At 39.8% G+C, this 18,268-nt stretch carries 16 protein-coding genes and 1 pseudogene; 5 read left to right on the forward strand and 12 right to left on the reverse strand.

The features are described 5' to 3' along the window. Positions 1-85 precede the first annotated feature (85 nt). The 5 genes from HJP15_RS06260 to HJP15_RS06280 form a co-directional block, all read right to left on the reverse strand. Entirely contained in the window at positions 86-976 is an 891-nt protein-coding gene (locus HJP15_RS06260; protein WP_170173273.1) for a DUF4097 family beta strand repeat-containing protein, read from the reverse strand. A 229-nt stretch (positions 977-1,205) separates the two neighbouring features. Continuing rightward, entirely contained in the window at positions 1,206-3,611 is a 2,406-nt protein-coding gene (locus tag HJP15_RS06265; RefSeq protein ID WP_170173274.1) for a PKD domain-containing protein, read from the reverse strand. Positions 3,612-4,052: 441 nt separating this feature from the next. Next, positions 4,053-4,895 (reverse strand): DUF4198 domain-containing protein, encoded by an 843-nt coding sequence (locus tag HJP15_RS06270; RefSeq protein ID WP_054454313.1) that lies wholly within the window; start codon positions 4,893-4,895, stop codon positions 4,053-4,055. Between the two features lie 43 nt (positions 4,896-4,938). After that, on the reverse strand, positions 4,939-5,448 hold the full coding sequence (locus HJP15_RS06275; protein WP_054205836.1) for a DUF2271 domain-containing protein: 510 nt from the start codon (positions 5,446-5,448) through the stop codon (positions 4,939-4,941). Further along, complete coding sequence (locus HJP15_RS06280; RefSeq protein WP_170173275.1) at positions 5,448-6,080, reverse strand: PepSY-associated TM helix domain-containing protein; 633 nt, start codon at positions 6,078-6,080, stop codon at positions 5,448-5,450. The genes HJP15_RS06275 and HJP15_RS06280 overlap by 1 nt, the downstream gene beginning before the upstream one ends. A gap of 182 nt (positions 6,081-6,262) precedes the next feature. Here HJP15_RS06280 and HJP15_RS06285 point away from each other — a divergent pair, with 182 nt between their 5' ends. Then, positions 6,263-7,021 (forward strand): transporter substrate-binding domain-containing protein, encoded by a 759-nt coding sequence (locus HJP15_RS06285; protein WP_170173276.1) that lies wholly within the window; start codon positions 6,263-6,265, stop codon positions 7,019-7,021. Positions 7,022-7,202: 181 nt separating this feature from the next. Here the strand turns inward: HJP15_RS06285 and HJP15_RS06290 are convergent. The 7 genes and pseudogenes from HJP15_RS06290 to HJP15_RS06320 all read right to left on the reverse strand — a co-directional run. After that, positions 7,203-7,586 (reverse strand): annotated as a pseudogene (locus HJP15_RS06290) (YbaN family protein); the annotation flags it as partial. Then, a complete protein-coding gene (locus tag HJP15_RS06295; RefSeq protein ID WP_054205839.1) occupies positions 7,583-8,170 on the reverse strand; it encodes a biliverdin-producing heme oxygenase in 588 nt (195 codons plus the stop codon). The gene HJP15_RS06295 and the pseudogene HJP15_RS06290, both read right to left, overlap by 4 nt. Positions 8,171-8,261: 91 nt before the next feature. Next, entirely contained in the window at positions 8,262-10,889 is a 2,628-nt protein-coding gene (locus HJP15_RS06300) for a TonB-dependent receptor (protein WP_170173278.1), read from the reverse strand. 91 nt (positions 10,890-10,980) lie between these two features. Continuing rightward, positions 10,981-11,931: a FecR family protein gene (locus HJP15_RS06305; RefSeq protein WP_231659060.1), complete on the reverse strand. Its 951-nt coding sequence runs from the start codon at positions 11,929-11,931 to the stop codon at positions 10,981-10,983. Positions 11,932-11,942: 11 nt separating this feature from the next. Beyond that, positions 11,943-12,410 carry an RNA polymerase sigma factor gene (locus HJP15_RS06310; RefSeq protein WP_054205841.1) on the reverse strand — a complete coding sequence of 156 codons (468 nt, stop codon included), beginning with the start codon at positions 12,408-12,410 and terminating at the stop codon, positions 11,943-11,945. Positions 12,411-12,605: 195 nt separating this feature from the next. Next, a complete protein-coding gene (locus HJP15_RS06315) occupies positions 12,606-13,904 on the reverse strand; it encodes a porin family protein (RefSeq protein ID WP_170173279.1) in 1,299 nt (432 codons plus the stop codon). Positions 13,905-14,001: 97 nt separating this feature from the next. Further along, entirely contained in the window at positions 14,002-14,505 is a 504-nt protein-coding gene (locus tag HJP15_RS06320) for a MarR family winged helix-turn-helix transcriptional regulator (protein WP_054205843.1), read from the reverse strand. Between the two features lie 336 nt (positions 14,506-14,841). On the opposite strand from HJP15_RS06320, the gene HJP15_RS06325 reads away from it, so the two are divergent. The 4 genes from HJP15_RS06325 (at position 14,842) to HJP15_RS06340 (ending at position 18,200) form a co-directional block, all read left to right on the forward strand. Further along, positions 14,842-15,693 carry a D-hexose-6-phosphate mutarotase gene (locus tag HJP15_RS06325; protein ID WP_170173280.1) on the forward strand — a complete coding sequence of 284 codons (852 nt, stop codon included), beginning with the start codon at positions 14,842-14,844 and terminating at the stop codon, positions 15,691-15,693. A 65-nt stretch (positions 15,694-15,758) separates the two neighbouring features. After that, on the forward strand, positions 15,759-16,331 hold the full coding sequence (locus tag HJP15_RS06330) for a PH domain-containing protein (RefSeq protein ID WP_170173281.1): 573 nt from the start codon (positions 15,759-15,761) through the stop codon (positions 16,329-16,331). After that, positions 16,324-17,859, forward strand: a complete 1,536-nt coding sequence (locus HJP15_RS06335) for a PH domain-containing protein (RefSeq protein ID WP_082355665.1) — start codon at positions 16,324-16,326, stop codon at positions 17,857-17,859. Before HJP15_RS06330 ends, HJP15_RS06335 begins: the two co-directional genes overlap by 8 nt. Before the next feature lie 95 nt (positions 17,860-17,954). Continuing rightward, positions 17,955-18,200 carry a hypothetical protein gene (locus HJP15_RS06340; RefSeq protein ID WP_157601505.1) on the forward strand — a complete coding sequence of 82 codons (246 nt, stop codon included), beginning with the start codon at positions 17,955-17,957 and terminating at the stop codon, positions 18,198-18,200. Positions 18,201-18,268 lie beyond the last annotated feature (68 nt).

Below are 18,268 nucleotides of genomic sequence, written 5' to 3' on the forward strand. Positions count from 1 at the left end.
AAATCTAAAAACAGGTAATTATAGGCTAAAGTTAGCCAATTCTTCGTTTTGTAATATTCGAAGCACCGGCTATAAAAACTTAGTATTAATTTAGTTTTACTGGGCCGTTGATATTATCAATGCTTAAATCGCCTGAGCCAGCTTCAATAATAGTTAGGCCTTTACTGTCATTGACGCGAATACTGCCTGAGCCGTCTTCAATCGTGACTAGGCCATTAACGTGTTCAACATAAATGTCGCCAGATTCATCTTCAATTGTGATGTAATTGCCTAGAGTTTTGGCATTAATACTGCCAGAGTTATCGTCAATATCGACACTGCCGGTGATGTTGGTCAGGGTGATATCGCCAGAGTCATCTTCGATAACCAGGTTACCACGTACATCTCGAATATTGATGCTGCCTGAGTCGTCACTGATTTCAATATTACCGGTGATATTCTGCAAATCGAGATCCCCAGAATCATCATCAATCGTAACATTGTGCCCTTGATTAATAGTGATGCTGCCTGAGTCATCGTCTATTTCGATATTGCCTTGCACACTAGCTATATTAATATCGCCAGAGTCATCATCTATATCAAGGTTAAATGCACTTGGTACAGTCACAACTAAATCGATACTTGGCGAATTACCTTGGTATACAACCATGCCTGTTGGGTTGTAGTCTTTTGCAATTAATACTGCTTTGTTGCCTACTTGTTCTAGAGTGAGTGTGTAAGCGTCATCTATCTTTGCTGTATAAATAGTCGCATCTACGGTGATTTCAGTGGCGGTGCTTGAGCCAATTATTTGCAATGACCCCGATTCAGCATCAATAGAAAGTTGCTGTAACTGCGCTGCTGACAGTGAGAGTTGTTGTTGCTGTTGTACATTGGAGCCTGAGGTTGAAATATGCACAATACAGCCACTGAGCAATAATAGGCTAGCGGTAATAGGAAGGGCTTTAGTTAGCGAAGACAGACGTTTGTTGATCATTATATTGGTTCTCATTTTTTTAATTAGATTTACAGCTTATGATTTTAATAGCAAAAATAAAGCCAAAGTTTAACAAGCTGTTTTTATTAGTTTTAATTTTTCATTGCTGATAAGCATAACGAATAATTGGTCAAATGGACTAAATTCGAGTGGTTATTAATATTGTGGGGTCGATAGAGAAGGCTTATAAGCCACTTCAACAAAGGTTAAAGTGGCTTAGATGATTATTTTAGATATTACAAATACTTATTATTGCTAGGTTTGGAGTGGCTTGAGAGTAGTAAATAGTTGTGTTTGCACCAGTTGTATTACTCACAGTATCCTCAGTGACCGTTACCTCATAAATTGCGCTGCTAGGAAGTGCAATATTCAAGGTGGCATCTAGGTAGGTGCCATTACTTTTTGGCAATACCAAAGATTTTGTTTCGTCAAACTGAAACTCAAAGCTGCTTGAAGTTAAAATAGTATCAACCATTTTAAAGCGTAAATTTACTGTATCAGGACCAGTAAACTCTGGGCATACGAATACAGATACTTCAACATCTTGCACTATCGGTAAGCTTGATTGGCCTAAATTTAAGGTAAAGTCATTTTGTGTAATTGCTACCGACTTATATTCGCCGCTTGCTAACCTTTCATCTGCAATTGTAATTGTGGTTTTTGCGCCTTCTTCTAACGCAGTTACTGTATCAAACACGCCGCTTGCATCCGTTGTATGCTCTACTCCATTAATTAGCAACTTAGCATTAGCTATACCTATTTTTTGGGTATCAGTAATTTGCCCTTTTACAGTACCTGTAAGTATTGCTGTGTCTGTTGCTGAGGTGATGAAAAGCATATTTTTCGAATTACCATCAGCATCCTCAATAACAATAGCGCTGCTGTAGATGCCAGCAATATCAGGTGTAAATTGTGTGGTGCTTTGATCTGTAGTTGTTAAAGCTGCATTTGAACCATCAGGCTTAATAAGTACCCAAGTAAAATTAAGCGCGGTACCTTCTGGATCGTAACTTTGGCTAACATCAAACGTAACGGGGTTGCCAACAACAGCTATGCGGGTTTGCAGTCCTTCAAAAATAAGCACTGGCGGCGCATTTTGATTAACAGTGATGGTAATAGTTTGCGTGTCAGAGTATTTAGCGCCATCGTTGGTACGTAGCGAAACAACAAACTCTCCCGCCATTGATGCTTTAAATAAAGGCTTAGCAACATCGGTGTTAGAAAGTGTAGCACGACCTATCGGTGATACAATTTCCCACTCATAGGTAAGGTCTTTGCCTTCAGGGTCTGTACTTTGTGAGCCATCAAGTTGAATTTCCTCATCGACTAAAATAGATGGTACATCACTAATAATGGCTGTTGGTTTTTCATTAGCTTGCGCGTGTAACACGGTTGTAGCTTGCTCAGAGCTAAGTTGTCCATCTGATACGATTAATGTGATCACATAATCACCTTCAATATCAGCGCTAAGCGAAGGTGTTGCTGTTGTGTGCTGGATTAGTTGCGCGATACTGTTTTCTGGTTTGCCTTGTAATTTCCAAAGGTAGCTTAAAGGTTGCCCTTCAGGATCGTTACACTGCGCGCACTGTAGCGTGACTAAGTCATTTAACATGATGCTTCTTTCAGCTACAAGCTGCGCAATTGGGGCTTGATTAGTCGCCTCTACCGCTAACGTTACTGAGGCTGTACTTGCTTCACCGTGTTGATCTTTAACTGTTAATGAAAGCGTGTACTGGCCAAGTACTGAGGAAGAGAATCCAGCTGTGTGGGTTAAGTTATCCGTTAGTGCTGGGTTGCTATTGGCAGGTTGTGAGGTAATGGCCCATAAATAGCTCAGGGTATCACCTTGATCAGGGTCGCTACTTTGCGTGCCATCAAGTGTGGCTATGCTGTTAGGTGCGATGGTTTTATTTTGCACTTTAATAACAGCTTGAGGAGCTGAATTATCATCAAGCGGTTCGCTTTGTATCAATACCTCATTACTTGCTGTTTCGCCTAATGAATTAGTAATTGTTAGCTTTACTGCATAACTCCCACTTTTATCTGCAATGAATTGACTTTTAACGCTATTATTGTTTTCTATTGTTGCACTACTGCTAAGTGGTTTGGTATTAAATTGCCATTTGTATTGATTGATCACACCGTTTGAGGTGCTGCTTAGTGCGCCATCTAATAAAACTACATCACCTTGTTTTACTGTTTGAGGCTGTCCTGCTTTGGCTATTAATTGCGTGGGAGCGGTTTTAATTTCAATTAATTTATCAACCGGTGTGCTCGAAAGCTTGCCATCACTGACGATTAAAGTGAGCTTATAGCTTTGTGCTTCAGTTACGGATATTTCGACTTTACTTTGATTGTTTACAGCAATGGCAAACTCAGTTTGTTCGTCAACACTGGTTAAGCGCCATTGGTAAGTTAAAGTATCGTTCTCAGGGTCGCTACTGTTTGTGCCGCTAAATATGAGTGTTGTATTTACACGCATTTCACCTGCCGGGGCATTAATCATGGCGGTTGGTTTGGTGTTTGTTGGTGCTGTTTTACCTGGGTTTGTATTGCCTGTAGGTGAATCGGAGCCGCCGCCACATGCAGTGAGTGTAAATGCCAAAGCACACGGAATTAAGATCTTCCACGTCATATCAATTTCCTTATCGGTAATATTGTTGTGTAAATTTATTTTAAGGATGTGGGGTGGATATAATTATTATGGAGTAAGTAATTACATTGTTCATGCAGGAATGAAATCCAATTTCCATACTATTTATATCCGTTAAATATAGTTTAAAGTAATTATTCAAAACTGGTATTTAATATGTACCTAAAAATACAAGTAAGCAAGTGGATTGCGTTAATTAACTGTATTTTTTTTCGTCACAAAAAACTTAACACAACTAGGTTATAGTAATTGTTGTTTTTTTTAGGAATAAATGATTTGGCGTTGATTAGTGTTTTTTGATTTAAAATCAAAAGGTTTAGTTTTATGGTTCGGTGTATAAATATAGAAAATTGTTGGTGCGAGCACAGCAAATAAAAGGCCAAGCAAACAGCTTGACCTTATTTTTTGCGTTATAAAAAGAGGTTACTCTGGCGCTACATCAAGTGTCGTGAATAACGAATAGCGTACGCTATCAATGCCTTTTTCAGTCGATTCTTCACTGATACTGGCTTCAATTAGGTATAAGCCAGGGTGTTGCCACGTTGTGCTAAAAAATCCCTCTTTATCGGTGGTTATTTTTACTTCATTACGTTCGTTACGATAGCGTGTATCGCCTTTTAAGATTGCGAGTTCTACGTTAGCCGCAGGTTTTCCTGCTTTTAATAGTTGAAAACGCGCTTGTTCACCAACAAATAAATCATTAGGGTGCGTTGGACCACTTATCTCTAAACCTTTACCGAGCAGAGCAGGTTTTGATGTGCCGTTACGACTTACAAAGGTATCAACGGTAGAGATTGCTTTCGTTGTTTTGATATCGGTTGCATCGGCTGGAATATCCTTGCTGTCTTTACCAGCAAATACACGACGACGGTCGCCATCTTTATTCTTATAGAATGTCATTAAGCGTGGTTTTTGAGTCATGGCAATGTGGTAAGTCCCTTCGCCATCAAGCTTCACAGCTGCTGAGTTTTTGCGCTTTAGGTAATAAGCACGAATTTTGTCACTAACAGGTTTACCGTCAGGGCCAATCGCCATAATTAAGTTATCGTCATATTCAGCGCCTTTTTCTTTTGGACGATATGCTTTATCTGGTGCAAAAATTTCATTTGAAATACTCGCATCTACCATTACGTAATGCGCTTTATCGCCTGATAAAGAGGTGTGCGATGGCACTAACCATTGTGCATGTGCGCTGGCGTAGCTTGATGCAAGAGCAGTGAAGGTAAGTGCACCAATTAGTGCGCTTTTAAGTAAATTGATTTTCATAATCTTTCCTTATTTAAATTGTTGTAGCTGCTTTGCTTACGTATTACTTAGCAATAATAGTGACGAAACTTTGTGAATATTCATTAGTACCATCAATGGTTATTTTGCCATCTTTTGTTAGATCGATTGCAACGCGGGTATAATCACGGCCGCCTTCTTCACGAACAACTTCTAGGTTTAGCAAGTATTTACCTGGTTTAACTGCATTGTTAGCCAAATCTTTGCCGTGCCAATTAATGGTGTAAGTGCCGGGGCGTTTTGTAGCGCCTGTTATGCCGTCAAAGTTGGCGTCGCTTTTACCAGCTTTACGCCACCATTGACGTAAATCTTTAAACCATTCTGCTTTTTCTACCCACAATGCGAGTGTTGTTACATGCTTTCGTTCAGGGGTTTCTAACCAAACAGCCACATAAGGGCGGTGGTATGGCTGTACGTCTAAATCAGGTAGAGTTATTTCAATTTCAAGCTCAGCCTGCGCAGCAGTAACATGAGGTAGAAACAAAGCCGCTGTAAATAAGATTACGGCGCTAATTAAGGTGTTAAGTTTTTGCATTAAGACACTCCTTTTAGTTGCGGTACCCAGCATAAATAAATGACGGCAGGTGTTGCGACCCCAAGCACTGTTAGCCATATTCCTACTAAGCGTTTTTTTCTATTTTGAAATAAAATAATCATTCCAGTGATGGAAAATAAGATCATCAATACCGCTGAGATATCAATAACCCAGCTCCACGCCTCGCCGGTGTGGCGACCTTTGTGTAAATCACCTATTAGGCTTAAAATTCCACCCGTTTGGTATTCTAAGTTCAATTCGCCACTGGTAAAGTCGAGCTCAGCAAAGGCAAAACCTGCGGGGAGAGGGTAGTCGAGCATGACTAATGCATCTTCTTTTTCCCACTCGATACTCTTCACTTTTGTTAACCCATATTGCGCTGCTAGATAGGCTTCTATCTCAGGGTATAAAGCAGGTAAGGTTGTTAAATTTTGCTGTGCTTTGTCGAGTAAATCCGTGGGAATTGGCGTATTTAATTGCCCATTACTTTTATCGCCTTCGAGCCAATCAACATGGTTAAGCACAATGCCGCTGACACAAAATAGAATAAGTAAAAATAGCAACGCTGTAGATAGATAAATATGTAACGCACGGCTAGTGCTGTATAAGGTTCGTTTATTTATTAACGGCATAAATAATTAAGTAGTTAAGGCAATATTATCTACATGGTAATGATTTGCATTAGCTATCACAACATTATTTACGAACTTTACACTGTTTACTAGGATAGTGATTAAAAATCCATCTAGAGGCTTATCAAATCCAAGGAAGTAAGATGTTATAATGATAGAGATAATATTCTAGAGGCTTAGTGATGAAGTATTATTTACTAGTAGCATGTGCTTTATTTATACCTGCAGTGGCCGCCAAACCATTGATGCAGCTATGCCTAGAGGCAAAAGATTTTTCGCCTTATGTTTTAGGGCAAAATATGGAGAAAAGACCCACAGGCAGTATTATTGATAATATTAATGCCGCCGCTAAACACGCCAATTTAAAAGTACAATACCAACGTAGCTCATGGTTAAAATGTCAGCAAAATGTAAGCCAAAATAAGTCCCAAGGCTTATTTTCAATGGCGCGCACGGATGAGCGCGCGCGCGAGTATCAATTTCCACCTGTTGCAGCCTATTTAGTCAAAGCTAGCTACCCGCTGATTGTTAAAAAAGGCGGTGTATTTGATCGGGATCATTTAGTCACTCCTTTGGTAAATAAGCAGGGACTTAACGAATTATTATATCGAGCTAATATGCGTTTTGGGTTATCAGCACCTTTTGGCTATTTATCATATGAGTCATTCCAACAAGCGGGCTTACTTGCTGATTCACAGCTCACGCTTGAACGTGGCTTGCAATTGGTCGCTGTAGATAAGTTAGATGGGTACATTTTTGAGCGTGAGGTTGCTCAGCATTACATCCAAAAATTGAATTTAACTGAGCAACTGACAATAACTAAACACAACATGATGGAAATAAAATTGTATCTACCAATTAATAAAGTGTTTTATCAGGAAAACACGCAGCAGGTAGAGTTATTTTGGCAATATTTGGCACAGGCTGCTAGCGAACAATAAAGCGGCACTGAAGAAGCATGCCAAGCTAACTATGCAGTGCCGATGTGGGTTTACTATAAAATTACACTAAAGTTGCTTGATGTATAAAAACAGTTAATACGACAGCATGAATTAGCATTGCAATTGAAGCGGCTAATATTTTAACTTGTTGTTGTGATATTTGTTTTTCTTTGGGTTGACTTGGGCGGGATGGTCGAGACAATAAGTAAATCATGACTGACGACTCAATTACGGCAACCATGTAGAGAACCCAACCCGATGGTGATGACATAGCCAATAAGACGAAGCCACACAACATGCCAATACCTGCAGACCATTTGGCCTTTATAGGCACAACTTTATGTTCTTGCCAATGGCGCAGTGTTGCGCCATATCTTGGATGATTAAGTAACCATGCCGTAAGTTTAGGTGATGAGCGTGTAAAGCAAGCCAGCGCCAAGATAAAGAAAATAGTGGTGGGCATAACGGGTAAAACAATCCCAATGATCCCCAGCCCAACTAGGGCTAAGCCGAGAAGTTGGTATCCAGCATTTTTATACGCGACTAACGTTACCTTTAAGCTCATGAATAGACGTGTGCCTGATATAGTTGAAAGCGGCTGAACGCTTGACGAGCACCGTTGATAAGTGCCTGCTCTTGTTTATCGCTTAGCTCAATGTTATCTATTAATTGTACTAGATGACGCCACGCACTACCACGCCCAGCACCTGGTCCTGCTAAGTAGCGAGCAGCAAAGTCTCCGTTATATTGTAGACGAACTTGCACTTGTTTTCCTAACATTGCTGCGCCTACTTTTGAGCCTTCAACAACATATAACCAACCAAGTGCGGTTGCCAAATCTGTAGTGTTATCAACTAAAGGATTGAGTGTAATAGTTGGCAATTTACGCCTTAAATCAATAAAGTCTTGCTCTAATAAACTTAAGCGACGACGTGCTACCAAGTCATCAATATGTTCACTTAATTCACTGTGTTCATATAAAGCCGCTACATCTTTTAAAAAGTGATATTGCAATGATAAAAACTGCACGTAGTTATCTACGCTAGCGAATGGGTCTTTTTCCATAATACTTTTGTCGATATTGTCATGTAAATCAGCGGTGTGTTGGCGAAGTTTTAGTGCCCTAGATGGAGCGCTTACTGCTGTCATTGTTTGATTCCTTAATGGGATTGACGGTTTATAAATATTTATTTGGAAATGTGAAGTACAAAGTGGCGGCTAACTAGCCGCCATCATTGGGTTATAGCTTGATCTCGAGGCCGATTGTGATGGTGCGTCCTGGCTCAGGCATAGCAACAATTGAGCCTGATGACACCGTGTATCTATCAGTTAGATTAGTGATAGTGGTATAGCCACTAAATGTGTTGTTAAATTTATAATTAGCAAAAAAATCAAGCTGGTAGCTAGCAGGAATTTTGCTGATAGCTTTTGCGCCAGTTCCACTTAAGAATCCAGCTGGGTGGTGTTTTTCGGAGTGCCCTTTATAAGTAAAGCCGATATCGAAGCGATTATTGATAAATGACGTACCAATCGTGGCGACGATGTTTCTTTTTGGTGGAATACGAAGAGGCGTTAAGCTGCCCGAAAAACCTTGATTGTTACAGTTATTAACCCCTTCAATACCTGCAATGAGCGCTGAACATATTTTGATATTTGTGTAATTGGTGTATGAAATAGTACTGTAAAATAAATCACTTTTATAATTAAGGTTAAGTTCAATACCCGGTAATTCAAAACTGTCGTAGTTGGTAAAGGTATATTTTACTTGCCATGGTTGAGCATTAGGATCTTTGTTTGGCAATTGCGCTGTTGCCAACATGTTTTCAATTCGGGTATCAAAATAGTTAGCTGATAGCGTTAGGCTATCACCCTTAATTAACGTGTCACTAAAGTGGCTTTCAATTCCTAGCTCAAACGTGTTGCTGTTTTCGGGCGTGACAGGGTAGTCAGGCGAATATGAAAACACTTCATTTGAAACGGTCGTTTCGTATATGTTTGGCATGCGGTACGCTTTGCTGTACTTCGCTTTTAGTGCTGTATTATCAAATAAGCTGTAATAAAGCTGCGCTGTAAAATCTGTTTTTGGATCGAAATTTAGCGCCAGTTCACTTTGGTTATCTTTAGTCTGTGAGTCATGGTGGTTAAGGTTCACGGTTAACTCAATTGGATCTAAATCAAACTGTGCATTCACGAATAAGCTACGGATTGTTTGTTTGCCATCACGAGAGGTGGTTTTATCTCCGTAAAAGTACTTTAGGGACCCTTCTTTAGGTTTAAGGATTTCGTTTTGTAAAGAAACGCCATACATCAATGTAGTTGGCACTGAAATGACATTAAAAGCAGAGGTATTATAAGCACCTAAGCCATGGCGCTGGTTACTGTATTCATGAAAGTATTGCAGTGCATTAGGGCCCAAATTACTGGCCAAGGCGTTATATTGTCGTAATTTTGCGTTGGTTGTCCATACATTGACTTTCAAATCAATTAATGGATTGTTAGTTGGCAAAAAACGATAGAGTAAGTTTGCGCTATTTACGAGTGCAGACCCCGGCTGCCACTGTGGCATAGTTTCGATGCCAACAGGGATAGTGCCATATTCACCATCAGGCAGTATCCAGAAATCCCCTTCGCGTTGTTTGAACCAGTATGATGCAAGCATTTCACCCGCTTCTTGTTGGTGATGACGTGTATTTAGCTCAATATTATGTTCGTCGTTAAAAGCATATTGTATTTTTGCAAGATAAGACTCACTTTCAAAACTGGTGTTTACTACTTCACCATTTTGATTTACTGGTGGCAATCTTTGCCCCCACTGATACGTTTCAACAAAATTTTCATAACCGTGCTTACCAGCAAAGTAGTTACCAGTTTTTTTATCACTATAGGCAAGCACTGCATTTAATTGATCCGTTTTAAATGCACCCGCGAGTAGAATACCGCCATTATCAAAATCACTGGCGCTATTGTGGTTACGGACCTGATAATACAGCTGCTGGTTGGCATCATCACTGACGGTTGGTGTGTGATTATTGTTGTATGTTTTGAGCTTTATTAATGCGCCAGCATCGGCGTTAGGCTTTAGAATATCACTCGTATTTAAGGTGGTAATATTAACCGTTCCGCCAATAGCACCAGCACTAAATGCAGCGCCTTTAATGGCCGAGCCTTTCTCTACGGCAACAGTGCTGATCAGGTCTGAATCGATATAAGTGCGATCTGAAGTGCCCATATAGCCGCGATTGGTATGGGTTGATTGCAAGCTACCATCAATAAAAATGGGTACCCGACCTTCGCCTTGCACACCACGAATACCTATATCTAATGCGCCAGCTTCATTGCGTAAATTATTAGCATCAATACCGGTAAATGTTGAAAATATGTCTGAATTAGAGCTCCCTTTGTTACGGTCAAGCTCATGGCGATTGAGGTTTATTTTATCGCCATTGATCACGATTACTTCAATATTTTGATCGTCTGTTATTGTCGTTTTTTCATTGATCTGGGTCTTACTTAAATCAGGTGTTTGAGATGATGTATCAGCCGCGATATCGGCTTTGATGATAATGGTGTTATCTATAATTTGCGCGTTAATGCCTGTATTTTTCAATGCATGTGATAACGCATCATGAATTGTTCTTTGGCCATACACTGCAGGTGCTTGTAAATTTCGCAAAATAGCGGCATCAGCAATTAGGCTCATATCTGCTTGCTTTGCTAATTGATTGAGTGCCTGACTTAATGGCTGCTGCGCAATATTGAAGGTTACAATAGTTGATGAGCTTTGAGCCATTGTTGGTAGGCTCAAAGCAAGTCCCAATGCGAAGGCAAGCGGGGTTAACTTAGCATGGTAAGGCTGGTATTTTGGCATTGTAATCGTTCCATATAAAACAAATTGGTTTATATGAAAACGAATGATAATGAGAATCCCTCAATAAAAAGTTATAAAAATATAAAATTAATTAAATTTTACTAATAACTATATGATTATTAGTATTTTTAATTTCAACAGGTAAAACGTGAGGGAGTAAATTTAAAAAGTTATCGAGATCTGTTGCGCTAAAAGTCCCCGACAACATCATATTGCTTACCGTGCTATCAGTAAATTCAAAATGAGTATCATGATAACGATTAAACTCAGCAAACACTTCATCTAAAGGTGCGTTATTAAATATTAAGCGCCCATCACGCCACGCAGCAACAAGATGTGGGTTTACGTTTTGTACAGCCATACCTTGCTCATTAAATAGTACTTGCTGGCCTTGTACTAACTCAATTAAATGTTGCTTGTTTTGCACTTTGACACGCCCGTGTTCGACACTGATTCGTGTGCTATTTTGTTTTTTATCAACACTAAAGCGTGTCCCAAGTACGGTTATTTTTGTGTTATCAGCGATGACAATAAAAGGGCGTTGTGGATCGCTGGCAACATCAAATAACGCGCGGCCTTGGATGAGGTTATTTACCCGTTGATTAGCATCGAAAGCTAATGTCAGGTGAGTTTGCGCATCAAGGCTTAATTGCGAACCATCAGGTAGCGCAACATCAAATTGCTCACTTCGGGCTGATTGATACTGTGCGCTGTAATGTGCACTGGTGTCATTTTGCGGCCAAAATTGATAACTAGTTATGCTGACCATAAATAATGCCACACACGCAGCAATTGCCCACAATGGCGATACACGCTTGGTGGTTGATATATTAAGTTGTGTAATATCACTATCAGAAAATTGTGTTAATAACTGATCTACTTGCTGGCTTTGTTGATATGCCGCCAGATGCTCGGGGTTGGTATTAAGCCATGTTAAAAATGCGTGCTGTTGGTTTTTACTAAGCCCAGTTTTTTGTTGTTCAAGCCAAGCGTTTGCTTGCTGCTGAAGTTGCAACTGTGTTTGATGACGATCCATTTTCATTTTTCTCGTAATTATTTTTTTAGTGTATCGCGACATGCCAGCATGGCGATTGCCAAATGTTTTTCGACCATACTGACAGAAATACCCATTTGATCAGCGACTTGTTGATAACTCAAATTTTTAAATTTATAAAGCACAAATGCTTGTTTAGTTTTAAGTGGCAGCTGATCAATACAAGTATAAAGTAAATTGAGTTGTTGCTGGCTGGCTAATTTTGCTTCAGGCTCAAAATCAGTAGGTGCGATCAGTTCAATCTCAACAGGTTCTGCAAATTTTTTGCTACGTCTATAGTGATCAATAACAATATTTTTGGCGGTAGTAAAAAATAACGCCCGTTGATGGTTATCGTCTTGGCTTTGTTTATTAGTACGGTTGCTGAGTAGGCGAGTGTAAGCCTCTTGAACTATGTTCTCCGCTTTATCTCGACAGCCTACTGAACGAGAAATAAAGCTTAAGACCTCAGCGTAATATCGTTCCAATTCACACCTGTTTTTGTTTCTAAAAAAGGAGGTGGATGCTAGCAGTTTATATCAGTAATGACAATTGTTATCGTTTGCGTGTTCGAGTACACACAAAGCAAAGGGCTTATAGTTGTAGTTTATAACGTATTAAAAAAAGTTAAGTGAGCACCCAGTATGTATGCATACATACTGGGTGTTTAAGTAAAGTGAGGTTTAGAAATAGTAACCAATATTGATATTAAAGCGGCGTTCTGTTTCATCGCTGTCGCCAGCACTAGAACCACCAACAAATGGCTGATTACGTGCGTGCACTAAATCAAAGTAAGTAAATAAGCCACCAGCGGCGACAGATACACCCGTTACATTCATCCAGGTGTTTGCACTCTCATCAGACTTGTTGTAAATAATGCCGTAATCATTATAAAATTGCAGGTTACTGACCGGTCCCCATTGAACAGGCACGCTATACGCTACGTTGAATGTGCTCGTGGTTGCGCTGGCGGCAATCGAGTCATAAAACGCATACGAACCAACAGCAATGCGGTTGGTTTCATCTAGGTTATAGTCGTATTCGCCATGTTGTAGCTGAATATTCCACTTATTAATGGTGCTATTAAGGTGTAACGCCCAAGCGTTGTAGCTGCCCGCGCGATCTTGGCCGTCATGTAAACCACCCGCTAGAGCTGAGAGACCCACTTCGGTGGTCATGCCTTCGCCATGGTCAAAATAATAGGCATAGCGGCCTGTAAAGGTATTGTATTCACCAAGCTCTTTTGTTGGCTGTGCGTAAATGCCCTCGTCAACAGGACGGCTCCCTACAATATCATATGAATAGCGGTGACTACGATCTTCAACATAACCATCAACCCCACCAAGTTCATCATTTTTGAAAAAACCTAAGTCAAGCTGCCAATTGTCTGCGACTTGGCGTTTAAATATAACGCCTAAATCATGATCGTCTTCTAAACCAATGTAGTAATTGGTACTAAAAAAGTAGTTATGTGAGTTATAAGGGTCATTACCAAATGGGACTTTGGTAATACCAGCTTGTACTTGCCAATCATCAGCAAATTGATAACCAGCCCATGCAGATTTAATTGCGGTCATATAATCAAAAAAGCGAATTTCACCGCCAATTAATACACCGCCAACCTCGCCAGATACATTTAAACGGAAAATATCAAAGTCAAAATCGCCGCCGCGATTTTTATTTCCATCACTGTACGATGTATGGCTGTAATTAGTACGAATTGCGCCGCCAAATTTAACACCTGATTGGGCTGCTTCGGTGTTGTTCTCAGCTTGCTTGGCGATGGTTGAATTTTGCTCTTCAAGCTGTTGATTAACCTTTGCTTGTTTCGCTTTTTCAGCAGCAAGTTGCTGTTGTAATTGCTGCATTTGTTGTTGTAACAGATTAAGCTGAGCTTGCATGGCATCGATATCAGATGCATTTGCAGTGCTAGTTGTTGCGCCTAGCATGGTCGCGAGGGCTAACTGTGAGAGTTTAAGCATGATAAATCGCTAAATTCGAAATGAGTATATATAGAATAAACTATTTCTTAATTTAACCCAAATATCTCAATTTATCGAATAATCTTAAGTTGCTGTTTTAACTAGTTTGAGTTGAGCTCTTACCTTCAGCTGGGCGAGTTATTATTCCAACTTCTAACAGGGGGGCTGCATCTAGACTTTGGGCGTCCATCATGGTTGCAATTCGTTGCATTGATGAGAGTAGCTGACTTTGCTCCCATTCTTCAAGTGCGGAAAACTGCTCAATAAAATGCTCTTGTAGCGGTTGCGGTGCGGCTTGCAAAATAGTTTCACCACTTTCGGTAAGGTAGAGGCTTACTCTGCGCTTATCTAGCTGACTACGTACACGGCTGACTAAATCTCGGTTTTCTAAGCGATCTAAAATATTGGTAACCGTGGCAGGGCTTAAATTTACATTTTGAGCGATGCGACTTGCCGTAATGCCATCTGTTTGCGCCACTTCAGTCATGATCAATAATTGTGGTCCGGTGAGGCCTGATGTTTTATTTAATTGTTTAGAATGAAGGTCAATCGCACGGATCACTTTGCGTAAAGAAACTAGTAACTCGTCATATTTTTGCATTTTTTATCTCATTAGAAGGTGATTTACGGCCAAGGTACGAGCGCAATCAATAAATATTACACATCTAATAAATAGAGTTCAAATAGATGTAGGTGATTAATGGCGTATTAATAGCTTTACACTGGCCTGTGATTGCTTTTTATTTAATTTGAGTTGAAATCAAAATTACTTCATTTCAATGCATTTTAATTAATTGTTTAGAGTACTCATCTTGCTAAAAGAGAGTGACAGAGTGAGAAATTGTAAATTTGACATAAAAACTCACTAAATAATATTTACTAACTGGTTAGGTATTGGGTAAGGTGTGACAGGCTTTTCATTTTTATGGGACGTATTATGAAGTTATCTCCATCTGTAAGCATAGAACAAACTGATTCAGGCTTAGAATATATCAATGTAGAAAGCGAGTTTTGCAGTGCTAAAATCTTCTTGCAAGGTGCGCAACTCACTGAATTTACACCTAGCGGCAAAAAGCCATTAATTTGGGTGTCGAGTGAGGAAGATTACCAAGAAGGTAAAGGCATTAGAGGTGGCATTCCAATTTGTTGGCCATGGTTTGGCGTAAACCCTAACCCAGAATGGCCGATTCATGGTGTTGCGCGCACTAGTCTTTGGCGTGCGGATGAAGTGGCTGAGCAAGATGATGAAATTAAAGTGAGCTTAACTTTACCAATGGCACAGGTGGATGAAACTTATTGGCCGCATAAATCTAAATTAAAAGTTGAGTTTATCTTAACGTCAAAACTTGAAGTGCGTTTGACGACTACAAATTTGAGCAGCGAAACCATTACCTTTACCCAAGCATTACACACTTATTTCCCCACCCCTTCAATTGTTGATACTAAGGTTGATGGCTTGCAAGGTTCGAAGTATATAGAGTTTGACGAAGGGCCATTTGATCAAAATGAACTAGTTGGTTTTGCTCGTGAAACAGATATGGTTTATACCCAAGCATCAGAAACACAGCGTATTATCACGCCAGATGGCATTATTGAAGTCGGCCGTGAGAACTCAAGCTCTTGTGTATTGTGGAATCCATGGATTGATAAATCAAAGCGCTTATCTAATTTTGCTGACGATGAGTATCACACAATGCTTTGTTTAGAAGCCGCAAATGTAATGAATGACAGCGCGGTTGTTGCGCCCGGTGAAAGTCATACCCTAGCTACGACAATTAGCTGGGTATAGTCTATTTACTCACCTCATTTAAGCCAACTCACTATGTGGGTTGGCTTTTTAAGGATTTAACCACTGTGTTCGAAAACCATCAGCTAGATACTTTACCAAAACACCATATTATTGACTTTAAACCCCTTGCAGACAAAGCATTACTTTATACACAACTTAGTTGGTTGCTTTTTTATGTACCAGTTATGGCTGTATTGGCTGGTGTATGTGTGTTTAATGACGATTTTTCTAATTTTGCACAAACGCCTTTATTGATTGGCTTACCGATTATTTTACTGATCTCGTTAGCTTACAATGTGATAAGTGTGCGATTGAGGGGCGTGGCAGTACGTACTCATGATATTGCTTATCAAAAAGGGGTTATTTGGCAGCAAGTAACAATTTTACCGCTTTCTCGCATACAGCACACAGAAATTCACAGGGGCCCGTTGGAGCTAAGGCTAGGGCTTGCGAGTTTACGTTTATACAGTGCAGGTGGCATGAGCGCTGATTTAAATATTAGCGGGTTAAGCCATGATGATTGTAAAGATATCCGTCAGTTTATCCAAAAATACACCGAAGACAGGCAAGCGACCGAAAGTGAAGATTTAGTGATTGAAAAAGTTATCGACACTGGTAATGAGCAGTCAAATGGGTAATCTAAAATGGCAGCGAGTATCGCCTTGGGCGCTGGTTTATTTTGTGCTGCACTTTGCTTTTCGTTTTGTAAAAGACGGTATATTTAACCTTTTGCCTATTGGCATTGTATTTGTCACACAGGTACAGGACAAATTGTTTTGGGGTCAAATAGCGGGAGCGGTGGCTGTTGTAGGATTACTCGTTTATTCGTTTGCTTATTATATAAATTTTCGATATTGCATTTCTGATGATCACGAAATCTTACTCAACAAAGGTGTATTTAAAAAAGAGCGCCTGACTCTTAATTTTTTGCGCGTACAAAACGTTAATATCGCTGAACCATTTTATTTTAAACCGCTAGGCTTAGTTAATTGCATTTTTGATGCCGCAGGGAGTACCAGCCAAGAGGCCGTTTTGCCTGGCGTTACCGTTAATTATGCAGAGCAGATGCGTGAGCGTGTACTGGCTTACAAACAAACGCAACAACCAGATGCCACTGCGCCAGAGGCGGATGATTTAGATGCAAGTGAACCACACCAGTGCCTTACATTAAGCAATAAAGAAGTCGCAAAGTTTGGTCTGATGTCGAACATGGCGATTTTAGCACTGGCAGCGCTTGCGCCTTTTATGAATGTTGTATTTGAGTTTTTAGAAAAAGCAGTCATTAACCGTCTTGAGTCTTTTTATCAACAAGAAGTAGGCATGCTGGTAAATGCAGCTGCACTCGCTGTTTTTTCATTATTCGTATTTATTGTGCTAATCGCAGTATTACTGTCGGTGTTAATGTCGTTGATCCGCTTTTATAATTATGAGCTGTACTTTCATGGTGGAAAATTTAAGCGTATATCTGGGCTATTAGAGCGTCACCAGTTATCAGTGAGTCTTGATAAAGTTCAATCTATGCTTATTAAACAAAACCTTGTCGCACGTTTATTAAAGCGCTATACAGTGCAATGCTTGCAAGCAACCAGCGGTGGGTTTACTGCGGGCGCTAAGAGTAAGCAAAGCTTAGTCATGCCGGTGCTAACACTGGAGCAGGTAAAGCAAGCTTGCCAATGGGTGCATCCTTGGATTAATACCGAGGGATTTGATTTTAAAACGTTGAATTTTAAAGGAGTCGAAAAGGCGTTATTGATTAAAAATCTATTCTTATATGCATTTTTGCCGAGTTTGATCTTTGCTATATTTGGTTACTTTAATGAAGTAATAAACCCCTTTTATAGTGCGCTTAGTTTTACCCTACTCAGCATGTTAGTTTATTTATCTTATAAGCGTTATGGCTACTATTTCTATCAATATAAAGGTCGCTATTACGGTGTATTTCGCAGTGGTATGATCGGTGTTCAATACCGTGTGTTTGAATTATACAAAGCACAAAGTACGTATAGTGTAAGCACTTATTTTATGCGTAAAAGCGGCTTGAAAAGCATGTATATACAACTTGCGGCAGGCACTGTTTCAATGCCATACCTCAAGGCAGATGTAGCAAATGAGATAATTGACTTTACTTTATTTCAAGCTGAATCAGATCAACGCAGTTGGATGTAGTTAAATAAATCCAATTGCAAATAGTTATCAATTGCATTGATCTATTTTTAATTCTCACTATACTTAATGCCACCTTATCTCATTCATTGGAGGTTATGATGGCATTAACGCTTTGTTTAATTGCTTTTTGCTGTGTGCTGGTACTAATGTGTAATGTGCGTTGCGAGAGTAAAAAATCACAATTATGTGCCCGTTGTGGCGTGTTCGTTATTGGAGGCTTGATCACTTTAGCCATGTATAGCGCAGGATTAGGGGTATTACGTACCGTATTTGTGTTTGTTATCTCAATTTTTATCGTCAGTATGCTGGTCAGTTTAGTGCGACCGCTGGAGCTTGATTAGTTGTAAAAGTAGCACACGCTTTCTTACATTTTAATGCTCTCTTTTTATCTTGGTTATGGCCATAATAA

It is taken from the genome of Pseudoalteromonas sp. NEC-BIFX-2020_002, from assembly GCF_013002825.1.
Taxonomy (GTDB): domain Bacteria; phylum Pseudomonadota; class Gammaproteobacteria; order Enterobacterales; family Alteromonadaceae; genus Pseudoalteromonas; species Pseudoalteromonas neustonica.

Bases quoted from the DNA above. Each gene is read 5' to 3' on its own strand.
- HJP15_RS06260 (WP_170173273.1), bottom strand. From the start codon at position 976: ATGATCAACAAACGTCTGTCTTCGCTAACTAAAGCCCTTCCTATTACC.
- HJP15_RS06335 (WP_082355665.1), top strand. From the start codon at position 16,324: ATGGGTAATCTAAAATGGCAGCGAGTATCGCCTTGGGCGCTGGTTTAT.
- HJP15_RS06275 (WP_054205836.1), bottom strand. From the start codon at position 5,448: ATGCAAAAACTTAACACCTTAATTAGCGCCGTAATCTTATTTACAGCG.
- HJP15_RS06300 (WP_170173278.1), bottom strand. From the start codon at position 10,889: ATGCCAAAATACCAGCCTTACCATGCTAAGTTAACCCCGCTTGCCTTC.
- HJP15_RS06305 (WP_231659060.1), bottom strand. From the start codon at position 11,931: ATGAAAATGGATCGTCATCAAACACAGTTGCAACTTCAGCAGCAAGCA.
- HJP15_RS06285 (WP_170173276.1), top strand. From the start codon at position 6,263: ATGAAGTATTATTTACTAGTAGCATGTGCTTTATTTATACCTGCAGTG.
- HJP15_RS06320 (WP_054205843.1), bottom strand. From the start codon at position 14,505: ATGCAAAAATATGACGAGTTACTAGTTTCTTTACGCAAAGTGATCCGT.
- HJP15_RS06265 (WP_170173274.1), bottom strand. From the start codon at position 3,611: ATGACGTGGAAGATCTTAATTCCGTGTGCTTTGGCATTTACACTCACT.
- HJP15_RS06280 (WP_170173275.1), bottom strand. From the start codon at position 6,080: ATGCCGTTAATAAATAAACGAACCTTATACAGCACTAGCCGTGCGTTA.
- HJP15_RS06295 (WP_054205839.1), bottom strand. From the start codon at position 8,170: ATGACAGCAGTAAGCGCTCCATCTAGGGCACTAAAACTTCGCCAACAC.
- HJP15_RS06325 (WP_170173280.1), top strand. From the start codon at position 14,842: ATGAAGTTATCTCCATCTGTAAGCATAGAACAAACTGATTCAGGCTTA.
- HJP15_RS06270 (WP_054454313.1), bottom strand. From the start codon at position 4,895: ATGAAAATCAATTTACTTAAAAGCGCACTAATTGGTGCACTTACCTTC.
- HJP15_RS06315 (WP_170173279.1), bottom strand. From the start codon at position 13,904: ATGCTTAAACTCTCACAGTTAGCCCTCGCGACCATGCTAGGCGCAACA.
- HJP15_RS06340 (WP_157601505.1), top strand. From the start codon at position 17,955: ATGATGGCATTAACGCTTTGTTTAATTGCTTTTTGCTGTGTGCTGGTA.